Raw genomic sequence first — 25,488 nt, 5'->3', positions numbered from 1 at the left:
TAGAATTTAGTTAAAGGCAGATACAAAAAACGCGCTCCCTTCTTTAATTAAATAGAAGCAGCGCGTTTTTTATTGTTTGTAATTTGTACTTACTGTATTGCCTGCCTGATTAAATAGTTAATACCTAAACCTACAAATAAAGTAACACTTACGCTAAGTAATGTGCCGAGCATAACGTACTCGGTAAGTTTTTTATCTTTGCTTGCACTTAAATCGCCAAACCTAAATACCGACTTTGCCGCAAGTAAAAAGCCAAGCCCTGCAAATTGGTCAAGCAATATAAAGCTCAGCATAAGTACGCGCTCAAGCATACCTATGCTTTGCCCTGCAAGCGGTAAGCTACCAGTACTTGAAAAGTTACTTGTTAAACGCTCTAACATCATTCTTATAAATACGGCGCTGGGACTCAAAATAATTAAATAACCGCATACCACCCACAGTATTTTGGGATCAGTGAGCATATTTTTAATTGCAGCCATAAAGCTATTGTTATCAGTTAGCCAAATACTGAGCGCAATAATAACGAGTATGTGCGCTATTTGATCTAGTACAAAAGGTACCACGCCTTTATTAGAATACGATTTAGCTATATCAATAAAATAATGGCTCAGCATAATGCTCGCCGTGGCAATTAAAACACTGCTTAGTTGCTGCCACCCAAAGGTGTATTCCCACACGGTAATAATGAGTGCACTTGTTACACCATGCACTAGTACATGAAAATAAAGCTTACTGGCTTTAAAGTGACGGGTATTTCTGTCGTTTACCCAACTCATAGGTTGCCAGTAAAAATCAGCGAGTAAGTGGCCAATAATAAGCGCGACCAGTAAAAGTGAAAACGCCATTATTCACCTCCTTTAATTATATTTTTTATAACGTGTTGTGTGTGCTTAATAAAGCGCTCTATAAGTTGGTAGTGCGCTAAATTTAGTAGTTTGGTTACGTTTTCGCGACTTGTTTTAAGCTCTTTAGCCAGTGCCGCGTGGCTGTTGTCTGGTGATGTTAAATAGACATACAGGGCATTTGCTTGTTTTTGTGTGATTTTAGTGAGCAATACGTCGGCAAAGGCTAAATTAAGATTTAAGCTTTCATCGAGCTGCTGCTCGTTAATATTAAAAACAAAGCGTTGATTGCCTATTTTATCAAGGCCTTGCCCCGAAAGAGTAAAAGCAGAACCGGTTGCTGTCTTTATATCGCTGCGTGGGTTATCTATTTGCCCAAGTGCCAAGCTTTGTCGTAGTTCATAACCTGACGATTTAAGGTGTAAATATACAAGTATGGCATTTTTAAAAAGGAGCTCAGGATTGTTAACTTGTAACTGAAAGGCATCGCCTCGGTATATATTCCAAAGTGTTTGCTCCCCCGAAATGTTTCGCAAACTTTGCTCTAGTTGATAAAGCATGGCATCGTATTGCTGCTTAGGGATTGTTTGCGATTTAATAATATCGCCGCTAATCACACCAATCATAAAAATCTCAAAATGGTTACTTTTTAATATGTAACCAATATTGGTTACATAAGGGTATGTAACTAATTTAGGTTACTTAAATATAAATTGCAAGGTACACTTATTTTATAACGTTACTTTTATTGCTATTAATCCTTACTAGGACACTAAATGACTTTACAAAACGAGCAGCAAAGCACGAAACCACGGGTCGGTATTTTTGTTGATGTGCAAAATATTTATTACACGTGCCGTGAGAGTTACGGGAAAAATTTTGACTACAATGCGTTTTGGCGAATGATGGAGGCGCAATACAATATTGAGTGTGCTTTTGCGTATGCTATTTATCGAGGAGATGAAAAGCAAAATCAGTTTCAAAATATTTTGCGTGCGATTGGTTTTGACGTAAAGCTAAAGCCATTTATTCAACGCCGTGATGGAAGTGCTAAAGGCGATTGGGATGTAGGCATAACAATAGACATGTTAGAGCAGGGTAAAAATCTTGATAAAGTTATTTTGCTCTCTGGCGATGGTGACTTTGCTTTGTTACTTGGGCATTTAAAAAGTCAATATAATGTACCGTGCGATGTATACGGTGCTGACAGGTTAACTGCTGAGGTATTAAAACAAAGCGCAGAGCAATTTCATTTAATTGATAATACTTTGCTACTTTAACAGTAAAAAATAGTTAAAAAAGTGCAAGCTAAGTGCCTGCAACATGAGAGATTTTAATACAAAGTCGTAATAGATGAATTAAGCCTTATATAGGCTTTTTTTATTACTGTAATCAATTGGGTTTGCTAAATGATTATGGTAATTTTAAAGCATAACGAGTTACCAAGGACTAACATGCTTCATTACAGCAACATGCCACTAGATAGAGGCTCAAATTTTCGTAAAGACCCATCGTGGCTTAAAGCGCAAATGTCGGCGCAAAGTAAATGGGTTTTAGTTAAAAATAATCAAACTCTATTTATTAAAGATACCCCTAAAGTAAGCTATTTAACGTATCAACAAGTGGCACATTTAGATTTAACGAGTGCTATTTTTGTTGGTTTAAACAATGCTAAACATGGTGTGTTTGCATTGGATGTCTCTGATCTGGATGAAAGCGTACTTTCGCCTTTAATAGAGGGCGCTCAGTTTTTTGATATTCGCCAATATGGGCCTCAAGTAACCATTAAATATGCCTCAATAGCCGCCCTTGCGAGAGGGTTATGTTATTGGCATGCCACGCATCGTTTTTGTGGGCGCTGCGGTAGTAAAAACCGTTCAGTGGAAGCCGGGCATTCTCGTGTATGTGAAAACGAAAACTGTAAGCATCCTACATTCCCGCGCACCGATCCTGCGGTAATTATGGTCGTTACTAAAGTCTTTGCTGACGGAGTAGAACGCTGTTTATTAGGTCGCCAAGCTGCGTGGCCCACAGGTATGTATTCGTCGCTTGCTGGATTTGTAGACCCAGGGGAGACACTGGAACAAGCTGTTGCGCGTGAAGTTAAAGAAGAGGCAGGCATAGAAGTTGATAACGTACGTTATGTTGCATCTCAGCCATGGCCGTTCCCATCGTCAATTATGCTTGGTTTTTTTGCAGAGGCGACATCTGAGGAAATTAACGTAGATAAAGAAGAGCTAGACGATGCAAAATGGTTTAGTCGTGAAGACTTAGAGCAATTTGGTAATTGGCACGAAGAAGGCGAGCATTTAAAGCTGCCTAGAACCGATTCTATCTCTCGTTATTTAATTGAGCATTGGCGCACAAACCCTTAAGGATTAACAATGTCGAGTAAAAGTAATAAAAACACTCAGCTGGTATCATCAGGGCGAAAAAAAGCCTATACACATGGCGTAGTAAACCCTGTTGTACAGCGTGCATCTACCATTGTATTTGATACTGTAGCCGATTTAAAAGAAGCAGCTAAAACCCGTGGCGATAAAACGTTATTTTATGGGCGCCGAGGAACAACAACACACTTTGCGCTGCAAGAAGCGATTACAGAACTTGAAGGCGGCGAAGGGTGTGCATTGTACCCTTGTGGCGCTGCGGCGATCAGCCAAGTATTTTTATCGTTTTTAAAAACCGGTGATCATATTTTAATGGTTGATAACGTGTACGAACCAACTCGTGATTTTTGCGATAAAATTTTAGTGGGGCTGGGCATTACAACAACCTATTACCCGCCAACCATTGGCGCAGGTATTAAAGATTATATTCAGCCAAATACTAAAGTGTTGTTTTTAGAATCTCCAGGTTCTATTACGATGGAAGTGCAAGATGTGCCCGCTATGGTAAAAGTAGCTAATGAGCACAACGTAATGACCATGCTTGATAATACCTACGGTAACGGCTTACATTATCGCCCGTTAGAGCACGGTGTTGATATTAGTATTCAAGCTGCAACAAAGTATATTGTTGGCCATTCAGACGTGATGATGGGGGTGGCTGTTGCTAATAAAAAGTACTGGCCAACCTTGCGCGAAAACTCATACTTACTAGGGCAATGTACCAGTGCCGATGATGCGTATTTAGCACTTAGAGGCTTGCGTACAATGGGTGTGCGTTTAAATCAACATGAAAAAGCAGCATTAGAAGTAGCTAAATGGCTTGAGCAACATGAGCTTGTTGATCATATTCGACACCCCGCATTTGAAAGCTGCCCAGGGCATGAGTTTTTTAAACGTGACTTTGATGGCAGTAATGGGTTGTTTTCATTTGTGATGAAAACCGGCAATCAAAAAGCGATTGATGCATTTTTAGATAGCCTTGAGCATATCAAAATGGGTTTTTCGTGGGGCGGTTTTGAAAGTTTGGTAACGGCTAATTTAACCATGAAAGGGTTGCGCTCAAATACAGGTTGGGATTTAGGGCCGGTTATTCGTTTGCACATAGGCCTTGAAGATGTTGAAGATTTAATTAGCGATTTAAGCCAAGCACTTGAGGTTTATAAGCAGTATTTATAATTTATATCGCAATTTATACTGTTACATTTAAATGTATTGTTACAAAGCTCACCACAGGTGAGCTTTTTTTTGCTGGTAATTCAAGGTGTTTACACTTAGTGTGGATAAATACACAGAAAATAAAAAGTCATTAAGGATAGTCAATGGCAACACCATTACCGATAAACGTAGGGCGATTAACGCAAATAGCGGGATTTGAGCTTGTACGTATGTTTTTAACTAAACGTGGACTTATTGCATTAGCTGCCTTTGCATTGGTGTGGCTAATAATACTGCGCTACCCAATAGGGCAGGCAGTAGGCATTGTAAGTGCGCCTGATTTTGAGCAAATAGCCCGTGATATATCAGGTTCTATTGGTTTAAGTAAATTATTGGATTGGCCTGAGGCCGAATTTGCTATGTACTGGTTAATAGCCCTTTATAGCTTTCCCGTTTTTGGTTTATTTATTTGTAGCGACCAAACGGTAGGCGATAGAGAGCGCGGCACACTAAGGTTTTTATCACTGCGCTCCACTCGCTTTGAAATACTGTTTGGCCGTTTTTTAGGACAGCTAGGAGTATTAGCATGTTTGGTGGGTATAACACTTGTGGCTACACTAGCGGTATTGTGTTTTAGAGATCCAAGTTTACTGGCTGGTGGTTTTGCCCGTGCGCTTTCTATATTTTTAATATTAGTGATTACTTTGTGCCCATTTGTAGCACTAATGACGTTAATTAATACCTTTGCTCGCTCATCGCGTTTATCTATTGTATTGGCAATTTTATATTTTGCAGCAGGCGGTATTGTAGTTGGTATATTGCAATGGCAAATACCCGCATTAGGCTTGCTTGATTATTTATTTCCGGGTGTGCAAATAGAGCTATTAGCGGGGCAAAATTTACCATTATTGAGCGCTGTGGCTATTCCCCTTGTGCAAACTGCGGTATTACTAAGCGTTGCTCAACGTATTTTTGCAAGGAGCTCACTATGAGACCATTAATTACAGCTAGCGGTTTGAGTAAATCGTATGGTGCAAAACTTGCGCTTAATAATGTGGACTTTGAAATTAACAAAGGCGCGCCAGTGGCACTTGTAGGGCCAAATGGTGCGGGTAAAACTACCTTATTTAGTTTGTTGTGCGGCTATATTGCGCCAAGTAAAGGCAGCCTTGAAATATTAGGGCATAAACCTGGTAGTGCTGCTTTATTTAATAAAGTAAGTGCATTACCGCAAGACGCGCAACTTGACCCTCGTTTTAATATAGATAAGCAACTCGCCTTTTATGCAAAGCTACAAGGTATGGGTGCTAAGCATAGTCAAACTGAGGCGCTACGTGTACTTGATTTAGTTGGCTTAAAAGAAATTGCAAAGCAGCGTGCGGGGGATTTATCGCACGGTATGCGCAAGCGCGTTACGATAGCGCAGGCACTTATTGGCGCACCACAAATTGTAATGCTTGATGAAGCAACCGCAGGGCTTGATCCGATTCATGCCAGAGAAGTACGTGAGCTGGTATCAGAATTAAGTGAACAGGCTACATTTATTTTAAGCTCTCACGATTTAACTGAGCTTGAGCGACTATGCTCACAGGTACTTCATTTAGATAAAGGCGTACTAAGCGAGCATCAAACAAAAACTAATAATACCGATAAACACTTTTATACATTAATGCTAAGCGAGGCTTATCAAAATGTTGAGCAACAGCTTCAAGCAATTGCAGGTGTGAGTCGTGTGTATATGAGCCAACATAAAGAATATGTAGTTGAGTATCAGCCAACGAGCGATCCACTTGATATTGCACTACTGAATTTTTGTCATCAACAACACTGGCAGTACAGGCAGTTAGTTAATGGTCATACATTAGAGAATCAAATATTTAAACAGGAGAAAGTATAATGGGTTTACTTAGCGGACTTATGGGTAATGCAAGCGAAGTTGACGATTCTGATTTAGAAAAAATCCTCGCCAATACATTAATTGACGGCGAGCAAGTAGAAAAAGCATATAAAGTAGTACGTGATATGTTTATTTTTACTAATAAGCGCTTAATCTTAATTGATAAGCAAGGTATGACCGGTTCTAAAATGGAAATGGTGAGTATTCCTTACTCTAAAATTACCAAGTTTAGTAAAGAAAGTGCAGGCCATTTTGACTTAGATGCCGAGCTAAAAATATGGGTTGGCTCAGATCCAACACCAATTAGTAAAGAGTTTAAGTCTGGCGATAATATTAACGATGTTTACCGAATTATTAGCCAACACGCGCTTTAATACGGTACATGTTTTAAGTAGTTGTTGACTAGATGTTGCAACTACTTTAATTTTACAGTTTACAACACTTCCTTACAATTAACTTAATAAATACAACTGGTTAGTTAAGTTTTCATTCAGTTTCCTAACGTTAGCATGTGCCTCGACTTTAGCAATACAGCTAGAGCATAAAAAGCAATGTACATAGGGAAGTCTTACAATGAAAAAATTAGCAGTTATTATTTCGAGCATTTTATTATCTAGCACTGCGGCTGCTGCAGACAGCTATAATTCAATTAGTAACCTAAGCTACAAAAATAGCGATAACAACGACACCGTTGCTGTAGATTCTATTTACTACTTATCTCCTAAAAAAACTTTAGGTCCGTACGATCAGTTTGAATACATCAATAAACAAACTAACGTATATGGTGGCTATGCTGATGACGACTTTGGCGATTTAACATCAGTTGGTGGTGAATACTTCATTAATGAATTTGTTGTTGGCGCATCTTACGAAAACCTAGACCCAGATTCAGGTTCTAACAGTGAGCTTTATAAACTGACGGGTGGTTACTTTTTCAACCCTGATTTACTTGCAAAAGTAACACTAGTTGAAAACAAAGACGGCGACGACTACGCATTATTTGATTTAGCTTACAACTACATGCTAAACAGCACAGATTACGTAGGTGTTACACTTACATCAGACGACGATTTTGATTACCGTGCAGTTGCTGCTAAATACTTTATTGATTTACAGCAAGGTAACTACCTAACTTTTGAAGGTAAATACGAAAGCATTGATGACGCAGAAAACCAATGGGTAGCAGAAACTAACTACTACTTCTCAAAAGCAACATCTGTATTTGCTAACTACAACAAGCAAGACACTTACAGCTTTGGTGCTCAACACTTTATCAATAAAAATATTGGTGTAAAGGTGGGTTACGAAAACAACGCTGATGATTCTGATAACGATGCGTACTTTGCTAACATGCGTTTCCAGTTTTAATTAAGTCCCCTACTTAGTTAATACAAAAGTAATATTAAAAAGCCCGCTAAATTTAGCGGGCTTTGTTGTTTATAAACGTTTGATCTTTTAACTATAAACTTTTACTAACCATAATTACGGCTTTTATTATGCTCATCTAAATAACCCCTTTAAGTTATAAATAGAGTTGCCATAAATGGCTAGATTGTTATTAAAGCCATTAAGTAGAGTCGATGATAATAGTTATAAAATAATGAGTATTGGAGTTTTTTGCTGGTAAATAATGGTTATTGGAAAAAACAGATAAAAATATGCACTTATACAAACCTATTTTTTATTATAAATTCAGAAATAATGAATTAATTATAGTCATTATTTTGAGAAATTAGAAAAATTTAGTGAGGGGAGGTTATATTGATGAGGTTTATCGAATAATTAAGTTGTGTTTAATTTAGCGGCAACTTGTACCTTATTTGTTACTTTTTGAGTTTAAATGATGACGGACTATTGTTACGTAGATTTTATTGATACCCGTTGTTTACATTTACTTGTAATTATTTACATTTCAAGTGGTTTTAATTTACCCTCTTATTCAGTTTTTGTTCATTTTTTTGACGTTAGGATGCGCCCCGACTTTAGCTAGACAGCTGAGGCATAAAAAGTAATATTTATAGGGAATTTAAAATGAAAAAATTAGCCGTTATCATTTCGAGCATTTTATTATCAAGCGCTGCAACCACTGCAATAGCTGCAGATACTTACCAATCAATCAGCCATGTAGGATACGTGGATGTAGATGGTGATGACACAATAACTGTTGACTCAACTTATTATTTTTCTCCAAAAGCGACTTTAGGTCCTTACGATCAATTTGAATACATCAATAAGCAAACAAATGTTTATGGTGCATACAGTGATAATGATTTTGGAGATGTTACTAGCGTTGGCGGTGAGTATTTTGTAGAAGATTTTGTATTAGGTGCACAGTACAATAATTTCGATAGTGATTTTGGCTCAAGCACGGATGTAATTGAACTTTCAGCTGGTTACTTCTTTAACCCAAACCTTGTATTAAAAGCAACGTTTATTGATGTAGAAGATGCTGACAATCAGTTTGTGTTTGATTTGGCATATAACCACCAGTTAAACAGCACTGATTATATTGGCTTTACAGTAACAGCAGATGATGAGTTTGATTACCGTGCAGTAGCAGCTAAGTACTTTGTTGATTTACAGCAAGGTAACTACTTGACTGTTGAAGGTAAATTTGAAGATGTTGATGGCGGTTCAAGTAACTGGGAATTAGCATCTAACTACTATTTCAGCAAAGCAACATCGGTTTTTGTTACAGTTAATAAAAATGATGATTACACTCTTGGTGCTCAACACTTTTTCAACAACAATGTTGGTTTAGAAGCAGGTTACGGCAATAACTGGGATGATTCTGATTATGATGCTTACTTTGCAAATTTAAGCTTACAGTTCTAATTTAACTAAAATTAGAATATGAATAAAAAGCCCGCTCATTTGAGCGGGCTTTTTATTCAGCGCTATTTACCAGCCGCAGTTGCGGCCTTCGTTTTGTTTATCTAAATATGTTTGTAATGGTGCAAAGTAATCGAGCATTGCTGTTGCATCCATTTGCGGCTTACCTGTTACAGTTTCAAGCGCTTCTTGCCAAGGGCGAGATGAACCCATTTCAAGCATAGCGTTTAGCCTATCCCCTGCTTCTTTTGAATTATAAATAGAGCAGCGATGAATGGCTTTATCGTTACCGGCAATTTCACATAAGCTGCGATGAAACTCAAATTGTAAAATATGCGCTAAAAAGTAACGTGTATAAGGTGTATTACCCGGGACGTGGTACTTAGCACCAGGGTCAAAGTCGTCTTCGCTACGAGCAATAGGCGCTTGCACACCTTGGTATTTTTCACGTAGTTCCCACCATGCTTTATTGTAATCTTGCGGCTTTACTTGCCCTGAAAATACCTGCCAACGCCATTGATCAACCATTAAGCTAAATGGCACAAAAGCCACTTTATCAAGCGCCATTTTCATTAATAGGCCAATATCTTTAGATTCGTCAGGTACTTGTTCAAGTAAGCCGATTTCTTTTAAGTAACCCGGTGTAACCGATAAAGCAATGGTGTCTCCAATGGCTTCATGAAAACCATCGTTTGCACTTTCTTGATAAAATAAAGGTTGTTTATTATAAGCGCGTTGATAAAAATTATGACCTAATTCATGGTGAATAACTGAAAACTCTTCGCCTGTGCGCTGAATACACATTTTAATGCGTAAATCGTCTTTGCTATCGATATTCCATGCTGATGCATGACACTGCACATCTCTGTCTTTTGGTTTTACAAACAGTGAACGCTCGTAAAATGTCTTTGGTAGTGCATCAAAACCCATTGAGGTAAAAAAGTTTTCAGCCCCTTTGACCATTTTAAGTTCGTCGTAATTATTTTGAGCTAATAACTCGGTTACGTCGTAACCCGGATCAGCGTTTTCTGGTGCAACTACATCGTAAATATTACCCCATGCTTGCGCCCACATATTACCAAGTAAGTGCGCTGGTATTGGCTGATCTTGAGGTACTTTGTCGGTGCCGTACTTTTCACCTAACTTTGCGCGAACATGGCAATGTAGCGAGTTATAAAGTGGTTTAACTTGGCCCCAAATACGGTCAAGCTCAGTGGTAAAGTCATCAGCAGGCATATCGTATTTACTGCGCCACATAGCGCCCGTATCGGCATAACCAAGCTCCTTTGCACCTTCGTTGGTAAGTGCCACTTGTTGCTCGTAAAGTGGGCGCATGGGTTTTGATATTTCACGCCAGCCTTGCCATAAATCAAGTAGTTCGTTGTAATCTCGGCTGGTGGCCATTTTTGAAGTCATGTCGCCAAGGCTTAAACAGCTGCCATCTTCTTTACAGTATTTACCTTTACCATATAGCCCGCCAAGCTCTGCAACAATTTGTGAAAGCTTCGCTGTTTTATCAGCGTCTTGTGGGGCTGGAAGTGTAAGTGCTAGTTTTAGTTTATCAAGCTTACGGCGAGCATCGTAATCAAGCTCTAGTTCGTCGTATTTTGCAGCTTCATTTGCTAAACGCACGACTGTTTCGGTCATTTTACGGTTAACTTCAGCCGATAGAGCAGATGTATCGTGAGTAATAAAGTTTGCGTAAATCCACTCTGCACGGCTCGATTCTAAATAAAGTGCACTCAGTTCTTTTTCTGTGTTTGTTATAAATGTATTTGCATCTTTAGCTGTTACAGCTTTTTTAGTGTGTGGTGAATCGGTAGTGTCGATAGATACTTGCGCATCGCAGGCCGTTAAAGCAAGAGTACTTGCTACCATTAAGGCGCTCATACTTAGTTTAAATCTAAAAGGGGTCATGCTATTCCTTTAATTTATTGTTATTAAAACGTTGATAATAGCAGTGATGTTTAAAACAATAAAATGAATGCGTTAAGGCTCACGACTCGTCGTGCAATGATTGTATTTAAATTAAGATGGGTCATAATTAAGTTACTATTTTCATTCAATGTGTAAGGAATGTGCGCATGTTAATATTTATAATATTGCTGGTCGTGGTGGTGGTTATTTTTGCGGTTAAAGATATTCGCCTAAACTTGATTAGTCGTCCTACGTTTAAAATGTTCAAAAAGGTGCTTCCGCCATTATCGCAAACAGAGCGAGAGGCAATGGAAGCAGGTGATGTTTGGTGGGATGGTGAGTTATTTAGTGGTAACCCAGACTGGCAAAAACTGCACCACTTTCCAAAACCAGAGCTTAGCGATAAAGAAAACGCATTTATGGCTAACCAAGTAGAAACCTTATTGGCGATGCTTGATGATTATCAAATTGTACAAAAAGACAAAGACTTACCAAAAGAAGTGTGGGATTACCTAAAAACAGAAGGTTTTTTTGCACTGATCATTCCTGAAAAATTTGGCGGTCGTGAGTTCTCAGCAATTGCTAATTCGACGATAGTGTCAAAAATTTCGACTAAAAGCTTAACAGCCGCAGTCACTGTTATGGTGCCTAATAGCTTAGGTCCGGGCGAGTTACTTCTTCACTATGGCACTAAAGAGCAGCAAGATCGTTGGCTGCCAAGTTTAGCTGATGGTACAGATGTTCCTTGTTTTGCATTAACGGGGCCAGAGGCGGGCTCTGATGCTGGCAGCATTCCTGATTCAGGCGTTGTGTGTATGGGTGAGCACAATGGCGAGCAAGTAATGGGCCTGCGTTTAAATTGGTCAAAACGTTACATTACGCTTGCACCAGTGGCTACTGTACTCGGCTTAGCATTTAAAATGTATGATCCAGACGCTTTATTAGGTGATAAAAAAGAGCTAGGTATAACGTGTGCGCTTATACCAACCGATCATCCGGGTGTTGAAACGGGTGAGCGTCATTATCCCCTTAATATGGCCTTTATGAATGGTACCACTTACGGTAAAGATGTATTTATACCACTGGACTGGATCATTGGTGGTCAAGAGTGTGCAGGGCGTGGCTGGAGAATGCTTGTTGAGTGTTTAAGTGCAGGGCGTGGAATATCACTACCAGCATTAAGTGCAGCAACTGGGCATTTAGCTTCAAAAATGACATCGGCATATGCCATGGTACGCCAGCAGTTTGGTGTATCTATAGGGCAATTTGAAGGCGTGCAAGAGGCACTTGCGCGTATTGGTGGTTTAACCTACACACTTGAGTCGTGCAGATTAATGACCGCAGGTGCGATTGATTTAAAATTAAGCCCATCGGTTGTAACAGCGATTGCTAAATACCATATGACTGAAATGGGTCGTACGGTAATGAATGATGCAATGGATATTCATTCAGGTAAAGGAATTCAAGTAGGGCCTAATAACTATTTGGCGCATGGCTATATGGGGATTCCAGTATCAATTACAGTAGAAGGCGCGAATATTTTAACACGTAATTTAATGATATTTGGTCAAGGTGCAACGCGCTGCCACCCATTTGTTTTAAAAGAAATGGAAGCCGCTGCAATGGAAGATGACGACGCAGCACTTGAAAAATTTGATGGTTTATTAATGAACCATATACTATTTGCAGCGAGTAATACAGGCATGGCATTTGTGCATGGCTTAACACGTAGCTACTTTGCGAAAGCGCCTGTAGGTGGTGAAACGGCTATTTATTATAAACAACTGAGTAGAATGAGCCGAGGCTTAGCTATTTGTACAGACGTTGCAATGTTAATGCTTGGCGGTGAGCTTAAACGTAAAGAAATGATATCAGCGCGTTTGGGTGATGTATTAAGTCATTTGTACTTAGCATCAACTGTTTTAAAACGTTATGAAGATGAAGGGCGCCAACAAGCTGATTTACCATTTGTAAAATATGCAATTGAGAACTCATTATTTGAAATTGGCCAAGCGTTTAATGGCTTCTTTAAAAACTTTTCAAACCCGGTTGTTAATTTTATCCTTAAACGTATTGTGTTCCCACTTGGAAACCATTACCACAGACCAAGTGATGAAATAGCACAAAGTATTTGCGAGCGTATGACTCAACCTGGTGTATTTAGAAACCGCTTAACGCATTTATGTTATGTAGATGAAAATGCAGGTACAGGGGTCATGGAAAGCGCATTTTTAGCTATGCATGATATGCAAGCGCAGTTTAAAGACTTAAAACAATGGCAGCGTAAGGGCAGTGTGCCTGCAACGCTTGATATTGAAGGTGCTATAAATTATGCGCTTGAAAATAAGTTGTTAGAGCAAACGGATGCTGATGCAATGCATCATGCTAATAAGCTACGTAAGAAAGCCATTGCAGTTGATAACTTTCAACCTGGTGAGCTGTAGCGCACTACTTTAAATACTAGGGCGTGTTGACCTTTCGTGGTTGAATTTGCAGCAGACTGTTTGGTTTTTAGGCAAGGCAGAGCCTATGTAGTGTGGTTATTCCCCATAAATAGGCGATAACGCAGCATAAATGCCAAACATGCGCTGCCCTTTGGGTTCTTTCTAGGGACGATTAACTCTTTGTTGCTCGGTTTTTACTTAGCCCACTAGGTTACAAACCTCGCGCCGCGATTAAATCGCCCCTAGATTGAACAAATTTCAATCCACAAAGATCAACACGCCCTGCTAAAGCGAAAAAGGCCTTACGAATGTAAGGCCTTTTTTATGTTTAATTCATTTATTTTTAACGAGCGTAAGGGTCGGTAACAATTTTATCTATGTACCATTTTCCCTTTTTACGAAGCATTTTTACACTGCGCATTTCGTCAATTTTATCACCATTTAAATAGCCGGTAAAAATAAGGTTTATTTTAGCGTTATCGCCGTATTGTTCACGGACGCTCATATTGGTCATATCAACTTCAATGGTGACTTCATCGTATTGCATATTTACTAAGTTACGAGAAAACTGTTTAGCGGTGCCGTAGGATTTCATTATACGTGTAAGGTTGGGGGTTGCCATGGTGCTGGCTTTTTGAAGGTCTTGCTGGTTATAAAGCGCATCAAAATAAGCGGTTGCTGTATCGCCAGGAGTGTCGCCAAGTGTTTTGGTATCGTCACCACAGGCTGATAAAAATAAACAGATGACCAAACTTAATAAACTCGTGATTTTTTTCATATTAATTATTATTAATTAGTTTTTTTAAAGTGTGTGGTTTATCTATGCAGATGTAAAGGTATGGCAGGCAATAAATAGAAAATTGGATAATAAATAATAAAAAAGGATGCCTAAAGCATCCTTCTAAAAATCTTAAAATTACTTATTGTACTAGTTCTTGTTCACTAAACTCTTCATCAAACATTGGGCTTGATAAGTAGCGCTCAGTTGCACTAGGTAGGATAACAACAATATTTTTATCTGCGTTTTCAGGCTTTTCAGCAATTCGCTTAGCTGCAACAACCGCTGCACCTGACGAAATACCTACTAAAATACCTTCTTTTTTCATTAACTGATGCGCCATTGCAATTGCGTCTTCGTTAGATACAAGCTCTGCGCCATCAATTAAGTCCATATCTAAGTTGCCAGGAATGAAGCCAGCACCAATACCTTGGATTTTATGAGGACCTGGTTTAATTTCTTCACCGGCAAGCGTTTGGCTAATAACTGGAGAGTTAGTTGGCTCAACAGCAATAGACTTAACGTTTAGACCTTTTTCTGTTTTAAGGTAACGGCTAACACCTGTAATAGTACCACCAGTACCTACACCGGCTACAAAAAAGTCTACTTTGCCATCAAGCGCATCATAAATTTCAGGGCCTGTTGTTTCAAAGTGAATTTTTGGGTTTGCAGGGTTTTCGAATTGTTGTAATAAAATATACTTATCAGGTGCTGTTGCTTGAATTTCTTTTGCTTTTTCAATTGCGCCATTCATACCTTTTGCACCGTCGGTAAGTACTAGATTTGCACCTAATGCTTTTAATAGCTTGCGACGTTCTAGGCTCATGGTGTTTGGCATAGTAAGCGTTAACTTGTAACCACGTGCTGCTGCAACAAATGCAAGTGCAATACCGGTGTTCCCAGATGTTGGTTCAATAAGTTCTTTACCTTCAACAAGCTGACCTGACTTTTCAGCTTCCCAAATCATCGATGCACCAATGCGGCATTTGATACTAAAGCTTGGATTACGAGATTCAACTTTAGCGTATACATTCCCACCTGTAACACGGTTAAGTTTTACCAGCGGTGTATTACCGATGCTTAGTGAGTTATCTTCAAAAATAGTAGACATAATGTTCCTTTGGATGCAATCTGATCAACGTGTTAATAGCCTTTGCTATTAACTATATAAACACACTTTACTGTGAGTTTAAAAAAACTAAAGTAAAGTTTGGCTATAACATATATCTATTGGGCTTATAACCAGTCGAAATAAAAATCAATTATTAGCGGTGCTTTAGTTATTATAGGTGCGGGCTTAATTTAAAATTTAAAGAGTAAAACTTCGTTTAGTCAAAAAATGTTCAAAAGAGTATTGAATTAAGCTGTGTTTGTTTAATATTTGTGCATATGAATGTAACTTGAATAGTTTTATCACACAATGCGTCTAAAACATGATAAAAACACGTATCTAAATTCAATTAAGCAATCACAATGAAATTAATCTTAAAATTAATTGCCGGTATTGTGGCCGGTATCCTAGTTGGACTATATGTACCTATAACTGGTGTTGAACTTTTATTCACAGTAAAAGAGCTGATTGGTCAAATTATCTCCTTTACCATTCCACTTATTATATTATTTTTTATTGCATCAGGTATTGCAGGCCTACCAAAAGGGTCTGGTCACTTACTTGGTAAAACAGTCGGGTTTGCTTATAGCTCTACAATTATTGCAGGTACGCTTGCATTTTTATTAGTAAGTGCTGTTATCCCTTTTTTAAGCGGTGGTATTACATTCGAGGCAGAAGTTGCTACAGAAATTGGCAGCTTTATTGATTTAGAAATTCCACCTTTGATGGGGGTAATGACCGCATTAGTAACTGCTTTTGTATTTGGTATAGGCATGAGCCAATTAGAGCTTGATACGCTTAAAAAGGTGTCTGATCAGGGCCGAGATGTTATTGACGGATTATTATCAAAAGTAATTATCCCTGCTTTACCATTTTACATTGCAGGTGTATTTGCCGAAATGACGGTAGCGGGTACTGTGGTAGATACACTGCGAACATTTGGCGTAGTACTAATTGCAGCGCTTGTTATGCACTGGTTATGGTTAAGCGTTTTATATATAGCGACAGGTGTACTATTAAAACGTAATCCAATCGAATTAGTTAAAAATATGCTACCAGCTTACTTTACAGCGTTAGGTACTATGTCAAGTGCAGCAACGATTCCAGTATCGCTTCAATCAAGTAAAGCAAATAACGTTAAAGAAGATGTAGCTAACTTTACCGTACCACTTTGCGCGACTATTCACTTATCTGGCTCAACTATCACTATAGTAACCTGTGCAATGGCTGTTATGTTTTTATCGCCAAGCATGGAAGTCCCTTCATTAATGGGTATGCTACCGTTTATTATGATGTTAGGTGTAGTGATGATTGCAGCACCAGGTGCTCCAGGTGGCGCAGTTATGTCGGCGCTTGGTCTATTAACAAGCATGCTTGGGTTTAATGAAGGAGCGGTTGCATTAATGATTGCACTTTATTTGGCACAAGATAGCTTTGGTACTGCGTGTAATGTAACGGGTGATGGTATCATTGCGTTATGGGTTGACAGATTTAGCGAAAAATCGTCATCTTAAACTATTAGGGCGAGGCAATAATATTAGTTATTGTTTCGCTTTATGTATGTTACTGTGGCAAATTAATTTAATTAAATTGCATGTTGTTAGGTAAGTGAGGATGTTCCATTGATTAATGTACTTTTAGTTGATGACCATGAACTTGTACGAACAGGAATAAAGCGTATTCTTGATGATGTACGAGGGTTTAAAGTAATTGGTGAAGCTAAAACTGGCGAAGAGGCTGTACAGTTTTGTCGTCAGCATGCGCCAAACATAGTATTAATGGATATGAATATGCCAGGCATGGGCGGATTAGAAGCGACTAAAAAGATTTGTCGTTACTGCCCTGATGTAAAAATTATTGTGCTTACCGTTAACTGTGAAGACCCGTTTCCGAGTAAAGTAATGCAAATTGGTGCACATGGCTTTTTAACTAAAGGTGCTGGCTCTGACGAAATGGTGCGTGCCATTCGTTGTGTTCATGCCGGTCAGCGTTATATTGCTCCTGAAATTGCACAGCAAATAGCACTTGCGCAAGTGACAGGTCGCACAGACGAAAATCCTTTTCAGAGCTTATCTGAACGCGAACTGCAAATTATGCTTATGATCACTAAAGGTGAAAAAGCACAAAATATAGCTGAGCGTTTAAACCTAAGTTCAAAAACAGTAAATAGCTATCGCTACCGTATGTTTGAAAAGCTAAATGTAGGTGGTGATGTTGAGCTTACCCATTTAGCAATCCGTCATAAAATGATTGATATAGACGTTTCGTACTAACTATAATTTATGTCTGAATTTGATCACGTACATTTTCTCAAAACGCTATCAAGTGAGCCGGGTGTATACCGCATGCTTGATAGTGACAACCAAGTTATTTATGTTGGTAAAGCTAAGCATTTAAAAAAGCGTGTGAGCAGTTACTTTAGAAGTAACATTACCGACAGCAAAACACGCGTTTTAGTGAGTAATATTTGTGACATCGAAGTCACACTCACTAATACTGAAACAGAAGCGCTGTTGCTTGAAAATAACCTAATAAAAAAATACCAGCCTCGCTACAACATATTATTACGCGACGATAAGTCGTATCCCTATATTTTATTAACTAGCCATAAACACCCTCGTTTAGCGTTTCATCGTGGCAGTCGTAAAATTAAAGGTGAGTACTTTGGGCCTTTTCCGAGCGCGGGAGCGGTATCTGAAAGCTTGCGCTTAATGCAAAAAATATTTCCTGTTCGTCAATGTGAAGATGCTTATTACCGCGCAAGAAGTCGCCCGTGTCTGCAATATCAGCTTAAGCGTTGTTCAGCTCCGTGTGTGAATAAAGTTACGGATGATGATTACAGCGAGCAAGTTGACTATGTCCGTAAGTTTTTAACGGGTAAATCTCACGAAGTTATTGCTGATTTAATAAAAAAAATGGAAGCAGCCAGCCTACAATTAAATTTTGAACTGGCGGCAAAAGTTCGCGACCAAATAATGCTACTTCGTAAAATGCAGGAGCAACAGTCTATATCAGGTAATTTTGCTGAAATGGACGTAGTTGGTTTTGCTCATTTAAATGGTTTAAATGGTATTCATTTATTAATGATCCGCGATCACAAAGTATTGGGTAGTAAAACGTATTTTCCAAAAGTACCTAAAGATTCGAGTGAACAAGAAATATTAACTTCATTTTTAGGACAGTACTATTTAGCGCCAGGAGCAACAGGGCGTATTGCAAAAGAAATCATATTACCGTTTGAAATAGAAGAGAGCGGGGCACTCGGTGAAGCACTCACACAAATAAGTGAGCGCAAGGTAACACTTAAAGTAGTTACCCGTGGTGAGCGTGCTCAATACTTACAACTGGCTAATAAAAATGCATTAAACAGTATTGCAGTTAAGCAAAGTACCCAAGACTCTATTAATAAACGTTATGCACAATTAAAAGCAACATTGCGACTTGATGATATTACCCGAATGGAGTGTTTTGATATAAGCCACACCATGGGGGAGAACACTGTTGCAAGTTGTGTTGTATTTGACTCACAAGGCCCAAATACGAAAGAGTATAGGCGCTATAATGTAACGGGTATAACCGGTGGTGATGATTATGCTGCAATGGAGTTTGCACTTAATAAGCGTTACAACAAATTAGTAGATGAAGACAAAATTCCAGACGTTATCTTTATTGATGGTGGTAAGGGGCAACTGGGGCGCGCGGAGCAGTACTTTTCTAACTGGCCACATACAAAAATGCCTTTGTTAGTAGGTGTTGCTAAAGGTACTAGCCGTAAGCCTGGCCTTGAAACACTATTGATTGACGGTGGTCGAAAAACCATTCCTATGGATTCAGATGCACCTGCGCTACATTTAATACAGCATATACGTGATGAATCTCATCGTTTTGCAATTGCAGGGCATCGTAATAAACGCCAAAAACAACGTACTCAATCACTACTAGAAGAAATAAATGGAGTCGGCTCTAAGCGTCGGCAAACATTATTAAAATATTTAGGGGGCATGCAGGGAGTAAAAGCTGCTAATATAGAACAGTTAAAGAAAGTTCCTGGGATCAGCCCTGACATGGCTGAGAAGATATTTAACCATTTGCATGACAAGGGCTAGCCCTACATGCGAATATAGCAAAAAAGACATATCCAAGTAGTTATGTGGAATATTCCAAACACACTCACAACATTTAGACTTTTTCTTATCCCCGTTTTTTTGGTGATATTTTATTTGCCTTATAGCTGGGCTTTTTTTGCTGCCGCCTTTATTTTTTGGCTTGCATCAATCACCGATATACTAGACGGTTATTTAGCAAGAAAGCTTGAGCAATCAACCCCTTTTGGTGCTTTTTTAGATCCTGTTGCTGATAAAGTAATGGTATGTGCCGCACTTGTAGCGTTATCTGATCAGTATCAGTCAATGTACATGACTATACCTGCTCTTATTATAATAAGCCGTGAAATTATAATATCTGCACTTCGTGAATGGATGGCAGAGCAGGGTAAGCGTGGTAATGTCGCTGTATCAAACATGGGTAAAATTAAGACGGCTGCACAAATGTTAGCCATTATCGGTTTGATTTGGCAATATGATACATGGATGAACTATTTAAGTTTTGGACTACTGTACATTGCGACCTTTTTAACCTTGAGTTCTATGATGCAATATTTACGTGCAGCATGGGGTGAATTGACTAAAAATTAACTCTAAATGTATAATAACGCACCGTTTTAGATAAAAAACAAGCAAACAGTTCAAAACTAGCATTTTTTGTATTGACGCGTTTAATAATCTCTGTAGAATGCGTCCGTGTTGAGAGGGCATAGCCCCCGAGATAAACGAAACGGTAATTAATCAGTTACCTGAATGTTCACATAAATCATCATGTGCTAATTCAAATAACTGATAAATAAAATGCGGTACTAGCTCAGTTGGTAGAGCGCGACCTTGCCAAGGTCGAGGTCACGAGTTCGAGCCTCGTGTACCGCTCCAAGTTTATCTTAAGGTTAATACCCCGTACTGGGGCGGAATGGCAGAGTGGCCATGCACCGGATTGCAAATCCGTCTACCTCGGTTCGACTCCGGGTTCCGCCTCCATTTCAACACTCCACACGCTTTAATTAGCAAACTCGATGCCCGAGTGGTGGAATTGGTAGACACAAGGGATTTAAAATCCCTCGACTAACAAGTCGTGCCGGTTCAAGTCCGGCCTCGGGCACCACTTTGTGGTTTAATTGCATTACCAAGTGTAATTTATAAAATGGTTAATTTAGAATTAATATGATGCGGTACTAGCTCAGTTGGTAGAGCGCGACCTTGCCAAGGTCGAGGTCACGAGTTCGAGCCTCGTGTACCGCTCCATATTAGTTTTATCCACTTGCTTTAAATAGCAAACTCGATGCCCGAGTGGTGGAATTGGTAGACACAAGGGATTTAAAATCCCTCGACTAACAAGTCGTGCCGGTTCAAGTCCGGCCTCGGGCACCACTTTAAATTGTTTAACCAAGATAATTTGAAGTTGATAAAATAGTATTTTGCGGTACTAGCTCAGTTGGTAGAGCGCGACCTTGCCAAGGTCGAGGTCACGAGTTCGAGCCTCGTGTACCGCTCCAAATTATTTGGAAACATTTAGGCGGAATGGCAGAGTGGCCATGCACCGGATTGCAAATCCGTTTACCCCGGTTCGACTCCGGGTTCCGCCTCCATATAATTTACTCCACACGCTTTAATTAGCAAACTCGATGCCCGAGTGGTGGAATTGGTAGACACAAGGGATTTAAAATCCCTCGACTAACAAGTCGTGCCGGTTCAAGTCCGGCCTCGGGCACCATCTTTACTAAAATCCTCAGATAAAATTCACTTAAATTCTAAATTGCTTCTAATTTTAAAAAATTCAAAAATTATTCTTACTTAAATTCTCTAATCTTATTTTTAATACCTACTTACCTTTAAAATCTATTTCCTTTTAATATCTTAGAGTTTCACCATCCTCAAAATAGATCACTTAATTAAGCGAATTGGTATAAGAGCACCTGTTTATAACAGAGCAAAAAATCAGAACGCTGGTTATTTAATTTTCTTGGCAATTACTCCTGCACCTAAGTTTTAACGAGGGGTGGCATTAATGAATGTAATAGAAGTGCGGTGTCTAAAATAAATTTAAGGTAGGATTATAAGGAATGTGTTAAGCACTTAGTTATACCAATTGCGAAGATTTTATAAGCGACCCTTGAGGATCGCTTATAAAGGATAAATTGTTATTGCAGTTTACTCTGAGCTTTGTAAATTGGATACTCGCTCAACAAGCCTTGAATAAGCGCAACACACATTAAAATAAGTACTATTGAAAACGGCAAAGCTGTAGTAACTACGCCCGACTGAAGCGCTTGCAATGCTTGCGAGCCACCAACCCAGAGCAATACTGCTGCAATCACGCCTTCGACTGTAGCCCAAAATATACGTTGTGGCACTGGTGCATCTATTTTACCGCCCGCAGTTATACCATCTATTACAAGCGATCCTGAATCAGACGACGTTATAAAAAACACCAAAACGAGTGCTATAGAAATAATAGAAATAAAACTAGAAAGAGGTAACTGCTCGTATACTTGAAATAAAGTCACTGAGATATCAGTTAAACCATTTTGTCCAAGTGGGCCAACTTTATCTATAACTTGTGTAATTGCCATATTTCCGAACACGCCCATCCAAACCAAACTAAGAAGCGTTGGTAGGCCAATGACGACGAGTAAAAACTCGCGTACAGTGCGTCCCTTTGAAACTCGAGCAATAAACATCCCAACAAACGGCGACCATGATATCCACCATGCCCAATAAAACACAGTCCAAGAGTGCATCCAATCTTCATCGGGTCTATTGAATGGATTACTCAAAGGTACAAAGTGCTCTACGTACGCCCCAAGGGTAAACCAAATAGCAGTAATTGCATCAGAGAAAGTAAGGGCAATAACAGCTAATAATAAAATAAATGCACAAATTAAATTAACATTGCTCAGTACTTTAACACCCCCCTCAATACCTCTAATAACTGAGAAAATTGCAATGCACGTTACTAAACCAATAACAGATATTTGAAAAGCGGTCCCGTAATCAGTGCCTAGCAGGTAATTTATCCCGCTGGTAGCTTGTTGAGCGCCAAGGCCTAGCGATGTAGCTAAACCAAATAAAGTAGACAGTACAGCGAGTATATCTATGATATGACCAAGCCACCCCCAGGCGCGATCACCAAATAATGGATAAAAAACCGAACGTATAGATAAAGGAAGGCCTTTATTAAATGCAAAAAAAGCCAAGCTTAATCCAACAACTGCGTAAATCGCCCATCCATGTAAACCCCAGTGGTACATGGTTGCACCCAAAGCTAATGAGTGTGCTTGCGGTGAATTTGGCTCAACGCCCATAGGCATATGATACCAACCAGTATAATATGCAGTTGGCTCAGCAACTCCCCAAAACAGTAAGCCAATCCCCATGCCTGCTGCAAAGAGCATTGAAAGCCATGACATGTAACCATGTTCTGGACGAGCTTTTACGCCACCCAACCGAATTTTACCTAAAGGAGAAAATGCTAAAATAACGCAAAAGATCACAAAGGCATTGGCTAGTAACATAAAGTAACTATCAAATTGATTAATTATTGCGTCTTTAGTCGAGGTTAGTGCATCACGGGTAACGGTAGGGTCAAAAACTAGGGTAAGTATTACAAATAAAACAACTAAGAAGGCGCTTATACCAAATACTGGGTTATGGATATCAAATCCCCACTTTTGTACATTATCTTGCCCAACTTGGTAATCAGTAGTGTCTATACTGTATTTTTTTGTCATGTCATCCATCGGATCTCCTTTTTATAGATAACTTAATTCATATATCCTACATAATTAAATATAAAATAGTTTTAAAATTAATATAACTTTTATTTATAAGCAATGAGATGATTAAGCGTAGTATTTGTTATTTTAGAACTAAAAAAGCGAGCCGTAGCTCGCTGATTATTTTCTATTCCCAGGCCGCTGGGTCAACCTCTTTAGCAAGTTTAGGATGCTTACTTTTGTCAAAGGTGGGTATTAAGCCCTTTTTGCGTTGTTCGTTATAGTCTTTTGAAAGCCATACAACAACACCTGAAAGCATAAATAGCGCTATAACGTTTACAATGGCCATTAAACCCATTGATATATCTGCCAGCGTCCAAATTAAACCAAGCTCACCAACAGCACCAAACATCACCATACCTAAAACAACAAGTCTAAAGATAAACATACCTTTATTAGAGTTGTGCTCTAAAAACATTAAATTTGTTTCAGCGTAAGAGTAATTAGCCACAATAGAAGTAAAAGCAAAAAACAATATAGCAATAGCAATAAAGTAAGTACCCCAGTTGCCGACATGTTCTTGTAATGCTGCTTGTGTAAGTTCAATCCCCATAACACCAGATTCAGGTACTAATTGCTGCGATAGTAAAATAAGAGAAGCAGTCGCTGTACAAATAACAATAGTATCAATAAATACGCCTAACATTTGCACATAACCTTGTGATGCTGGGTGAGGAGGGTAAGGTGTCGCAGTAGCCGCGGCATTAGCTGCACTACCCATACCAGCTTCGTTTGAGAATAAACCACGCTTTATACCTTGGATCATCGCTTGTGTAACACCATAACCAATAGCACCAGCACCAGCTTGTTCAATACCAAAAGCACTTTTTATAATAAGCACTAGCACATCTGGTAGTGCAGTAAAGTTAATGGCGCATACATAAAGTGCAACCAGCAGGTAAGCTAATGCCATAAATGGAACAACCATTTCAGCAAAGCGAGAAATTGTTTTTAGGCCACCAAAAATAATAATGCCAGAGCCAATAACCAAGCAAATGCCTACTATATACTTAGGTACATCAAACGCTACTTCAAATGCTGCAGCAATAGAGTTTGACTGTACTGCGTTAAATACTAAACCAAAGGCTAAAATTAAACATAACGAGAATAAAGTTCCCATCCAACGTTTGCCTAAACCGTTTTGCATATAATAAGCAGGGCCACCTCTAAAATTACCATCTGCATCTTTTGTTTTATAAGCCTGAGCTAAAGTACTCTCGGCAAAACTTGTAGCCATACCTATTAATGCAATAAGCCACATCCAGAAAATAGCACCTGGGCCACCTAGATATAAGGCAACAGCAACACCTGCCATATTACCAGTACCGACACGAGCTGCTAATGAAGTACAAAAAGCCTGAAAGGATGAAATTTCGTTATCGGCACATTTACGAGAACCAAACATAACTTTGAACATATGTGGGAATTGCACAAATTGAATAAAGCCTAGTCGAAAAGTAAAGAAGAGGCCCGCTGCTATTAATAAGTAGACGAGAACTTGCCCCCATAGAAGGGCACTTATACTATTTATTATGTCTGTCATGGATACTGCCTAAATACATGAGTTAAAAAAAGTGACCGCAACTTATCACATCAGGATAAAAGTGTTTAGTTTTAAAGTTCAAAAACAGAGTTATCAACAGGGTTTTGTGGGTAACTTGTGTTTATCGTGTGCGCTTGCTTGGGGCTTAATTTTAATTACTATTTTATGCAAATAACGCTTGCGTAAAATCCGCCACTCCCTATAATGCGACCCCACTGAGACGGGATATGGCGACGCGCAGCGGACAACGCATAGCGAGGCACGAACTGCTCAGAGAGTTAAATAAAACTTCGGTTTTAAATCTTCTAAAAAGAAAGTTTAAAACAAAGTGTTGACTCGAAAAATAAAGGGTGTATTATTCGCATCCCTTGAGGCGCTAAAGCGACTCAAAACGTTCTTTAACAATATAAAGCAATCATCTGTGTGGGCACTCGTACAGATTGAGTTCTAACAGCCAAGCTACTTAGGTAGCGAGGCAAACAAATTAGAGTCTCAATTGAAAACTGAGTGACCAACAGAATAGTTATTTCGGTAATTATTCGGCACAGTCAATTCAATATCGAAAGATATTAAAAAATTCAGAATTCATTGAGCTGTCGAAAGACATAAAACTTTTTAATTGAAGAGTTTGATCATGGCTCAGATTGAACGCTGGCGGCAGGCCTAACACATGCAAGTCGAGCGGTAACAGAAAGTA

Annotated in this window: 20 protein-coding genes, 8 tRNA genes and 1 rRNA gene; 22 read left to right on the top strand and 7 right to left on the bottom strand. The window is 39.0% G+C overall.

The annotated features are described in order from the left end of the window. Positions 1 to 89: 89 nt before the first annotated feature. Positions 90 to 845, bottom strand: coding sequence for a DUF3307 domain-containing protein (locus H5118_RS18570; protein ID WP_182749662.1), 756 nt, complete (start codon positions 843 to 845; stop codon positions 90 to 92). Further along, positions 845 to 1,468 carry a hypothetical protein gene (locus H5118_RS18565; RefSeq protein WP_007586990.1) on the bottom strand — a complete coding sequence of 208 codons (624 nt, stop codon included), beginning with the start codon at positions 1,466 to 1,468 and terminating at the stop codon, positions 845 to 847. Before H5118_RS18565 ends, H5118_RS18570 begins: the two co-directional genes overlap by 1 nt. A 150-nt stretch (positions 1,469 to 1,618) precedes the next feature. Between H5118_RS18565 and H5118_RS18560 the strand changes: the two genes are divergently transcribed. The 8 genes from H5118_RS18560 (at position 1,619) to H5118_RS18525 (ending at position 9,119) form a co-directional block, all read left to right on the top strand. After that, positions 1,619 to 2,122, top strand: coding sequence for an NYN domain-containing protein (locus tag H5118_RS18560; RefSeq protein WP_024595755.1), 504 nt, complete (start codon positions 1,619 to 1,621; stop codon positions 2,120 to 2,122). 174 nt (positions 2,123 to 2,296) lie between these two features. Beyond that, entirely contained in the window at positions 2,297 to 3,217 is a 921-nt protein-coding gene (gene nudC / locus H5118_RS18555) for an NAD(+) diphosphatase (RefSeq protein ID WP_182749682.1), read from the top strand. A 9-nt stretch (positions 3,218 to 3,226) separates the two neighbouring features. Next, positions 3,227 to 4,408: a cystathionine beta-lyase gene (locus H5118_RS18550; protein ID WP_182749661.1), complete on the top strand. Its 1,182-nt coding sequence runs from the start codon at positions 3,227 to 3,229 to the stop codon at positions 4,406 to 4,408. Between the two features lie 143 nt (positions 4,409 to 4,551). Continuing rightward, on the top strand, positions 4,552 to 5,379 hold the full coding sequence (locus H5118_RS18545; protein WP_024603655.1) for an ABC transporter permease: 828 nt from the start codon (positions 4,552 to 4,554) through the stop codon (positions 5,377 to 5,379). Then, positions 5,376 to 6,284, top strand: coding sequence for an ABC transporter ATP-binding protein (locus H5118_RS18540; RefSeq protein WP_182749660.1), 909 nt, complete (start codon positions 5,376 to 5,378; stop codon positions 6,282 to 6,284). The genes H5118_RS18545 and H5118_RS18540 overlap by 4 nt, the downstream gene beginning before the upstream one ends. Then, positions 6,284 to 6,658: a PH domain-containing protein gene (locus H5118_RS18535; RefSeq protein ID WP_182749659.1), complete on the top strand. Its 375-nt coding sequence runs from the start codon at positions 6,284 to 6,286 to the stop codon at positions 6,656 to 6,658. Before H5118_RS18540 ends, H5118_RS18535 begins: the two co-directional genes overlap by 1 nt. A 199-nt stretch (positions 6,659 to 6,857) precedes the next feature. Further along, a complete protein-coding gene (locus H5118_RS18530; protein WP_002962833.1) occupies positions 6,858 to 7,652 on the top strand; it encodes a putative porin in 795 nt (264 codons plus the stop codon). A 663-nt stretch (positions 7,653 to 8,315) separates the two neighbouring features. After that, a complete protein-coding gene (locus H5118_RS18525) occupies positions 8,316 to 9,119 on the top strand; it encodes a putative porin (RefSeq protein WP_024594962.1) in 804 nt (267 codons plus the stop codon). A 66-nt stretch (positions 9,120 to 9,185) separates the two neighbouring features. On the opposite strand, the gene H5118_RS18520 is transcribed toward H5118_RS18525, so the two are convergent. Then, positions 9,186 to 11,033, bottom strand: coding sequence for a M2 family metallopeptidase (locus H5118_RS18520; RefSeq protein WP_182749658.1), 1,848 nt, complete (start codon positions 11,031 to 11,033; stop codon positions 9,186 to 9,188). A 167-nt stretch (positions 11,034 to 11,200) separates the two neighbouring features. Between H5118_RS18520 and H5118_RS18515 the strand changes: the two genes are divergently transcribed. Continuing rightward, positions 11,201 to 13,477, top strand: a complete 2,277-nt coding sequence (locus H5118_RS18515; protein WP_182749657.1) for an acyl-CoA dehydrogenase — start codon at positions 11,201 to 11,203, stop codon at positions 13,475 to 13,477. A 343-nt stretch (positions 13,478 to 13,820) separates the two neighbouring features. On the opposite strand, the gene H5118_RS18510 is transcribed toward H5118_RS18515, so the two are convergent. Both H5118_RS18510 and cysK read right to left on the bottom strand, forming a co-directional pair. Further along, positions 13,821 to 14,255: a hypothetical protein gene (locus tag H5118_RS18510; protein WP_182749656.1), complete on the bottom strand. Its 435-nt coding sequence runs from the start codon at positions 14,253 to 14,255 to the stop codon at positions 13,821 to 13,823. A 142-nt stretch (positions 14,256 to 14,397) separates the two neighbouring features. Beyond that, positions 14,398 to 15,366, bottom strand: coding sequence for a cysteine synthase A (gene cysK, locus H5118_RS18505; protein WP_002963138.1), 969 nt, complete (start codon positions 15,364 to 15,366; stop codon positions 14,398 to 14,400). 362 nt (positions 15,367 to 15,728) lie between these two features. Here cysK and H5118_RS18500 point away from each other — a divergent pair, with 362 nt between their 5' ends. The 12 genes from H5118_RS18500 to H5118_RS18445 all read left to right on the top strand — a co-directional run bounded on the left by H5118_RS18500 (position 15,729) and on the right by H5118_RS18445 (position 21,186). Then, positions 15,729 to 16,880, top strand: coding sequence for a dicarboxylate/amino acid:cation symporter (locus tag H5118_RS18500; protein WP_182696260.1), 1,152 nt, complete (start codon positions 15,729 to 15,731; stop codon positions 16,878 to 16,880). A 108-nt stretch (positions 16,881 to 16,988) separates the two neighbouring features. Next, positions 16,989 to 17,639: a UvrY/SirA/GacA family response regulator transcription factor gene (uvrY, locus tag H5118_RS18495; protein ID WP_002963136.1), complete on the top strand. Its 651-nt coding sequence runs from the start codon at positions 16,989 to 16,991 to the stop codon at positions 17,637 to 17,639. Between the two features lie 9 nt (positions 17,640 to 17,648). Continuing rightward, a complete protein-coding gene (uvrC, locus tag H5118_RS18490) occupies positions 17,649 to 19,472 on the top strand; it encodes an excinuclease ABC subunit UvrC (protein WP_039488521.1) in 1,824 nt (607 codons plus the stop codon). 42 nt (positions 19,473 to 19,514) lie between these two features. After that, positions 19,515 to 20,060, top strand: a complete 546-nt coding sequence (pgsA, locus tag H5118_RS18485) for a CDP-diacylglycerol--glycerol-3-phosphate 3-phosphatidyltransferase (protein ID WP_032827134.1) — start codon at positions 19,515 to 19,517, stop codon at positions 20,058 to 20,060. 212 nt (positions 20,061 to 20,272) lie between these two features. Then, a tRNA-Gly gene (locus H5118_RS18480) sits at positions 20,273 to 20,348 on the top strand. A 31-nt stretch (positions 20,349 to 20,379) separates the two neighbouring features. After that, positions 20,380 to 20,453, top strand: a tRNA-Cys gene (locus H5118_RS18475). A 37-nt stretch (positions 20,454 to 20,490) separates the two neighbouring features. Then, positions 20,491 to 20,577: transfer RNA gene (locus H5118_RS18470), tRNA-Leu, on the top strand. Between the two features lie 64 nt (positions 20,578 to 20,641). Then, positions 20,642 to 20,717, top strand: a tRNA-Gly gene (locus tag H5118_RS18465). Between the two features lie 39 nt (positions 20,718 to 20,756). After that, positions 20,757 to 20,843, top strand: a tRNA-Leu gene (locus H5118_RS18460). Positions 20,844 to 20,892: 49 nt separating this feature from the next. Further along, positions 20,893 to 20,968, top strand: a tRNA-Gly gene (locus H5118_RS18455). Positions 20,969 to 20,987: 19 nt separating this feature from the next. Then, positions 20,988 to 21,061 (top strand) — tRNA-Cys (locus tag H5118_RS18450). Positions 21,062 to 21,099: 38 nt separating this feature from the next. Further along, positions 21,100 to 21,186, top strand: a tRNA-Leu gene (locus H5118_RS18445). A 427-nt stretch (positions 21,187 to 21,613) separates the two neighbouring features. On the opposite strand, the gene H5118_RS18440 is transcribed toward H5118_RS18445, so the two are convergent. Continuing rightward, positions 21,614 to 23,212 carry a BCCT family transporter gene (locus tag H5118_RS18440; RefSeq protein WP_182696262.1) on the bottom strand — a complete coding sequence of 533 codons (1,599 nt, stop codon included), beginning with the start codon at positions 23,210 to 23,212 and terminating at the stop codon, positions 21,614 to 21,616. Positions 23,213 to 23,375: 163 nt separating this feature from the next. Next, positions 23,376 to 24,791 (bottom strand): sodium:alanine symporter family protein, encoded by a 1,416-nt coding sequence (locus H5118_RS18435; protein WP_182749655.1) that lies wholly within the window; start codon positions 24,789 to 24,791, stop codon positions 23,376 to 23,378. A gap of 616 nt (positions 24,792 to 25,407) precedes the next feature. On the opposite strand from H5118_RS18435, the gene H5118_RS18430 reads away from it, so the two are divergent. Then, positions 25,408 to 25,488: ribosomal RNA gene (locus H5118_RS18430) — 16S ribosomal RNA — on the top strand; the annotation flags it as partial.

The organism is Pseudoalteromonas sp. SR41-1 (assembly GCF_014164015.1).
In the GTDB taxonomy this organism is placed as follows: Bacteria; Pseudomonadota; Gammaproteobacteria; order Enterobacterales; family Alteromonadaceae; genus Pseudoalteromonas; species Pseudoalteromonas distincta.
The sequence above is the reverse complement of the archived record's forward strand: the minus strand, read 5'-3'. Positions and strand labels throughout refer to the sequence as shown.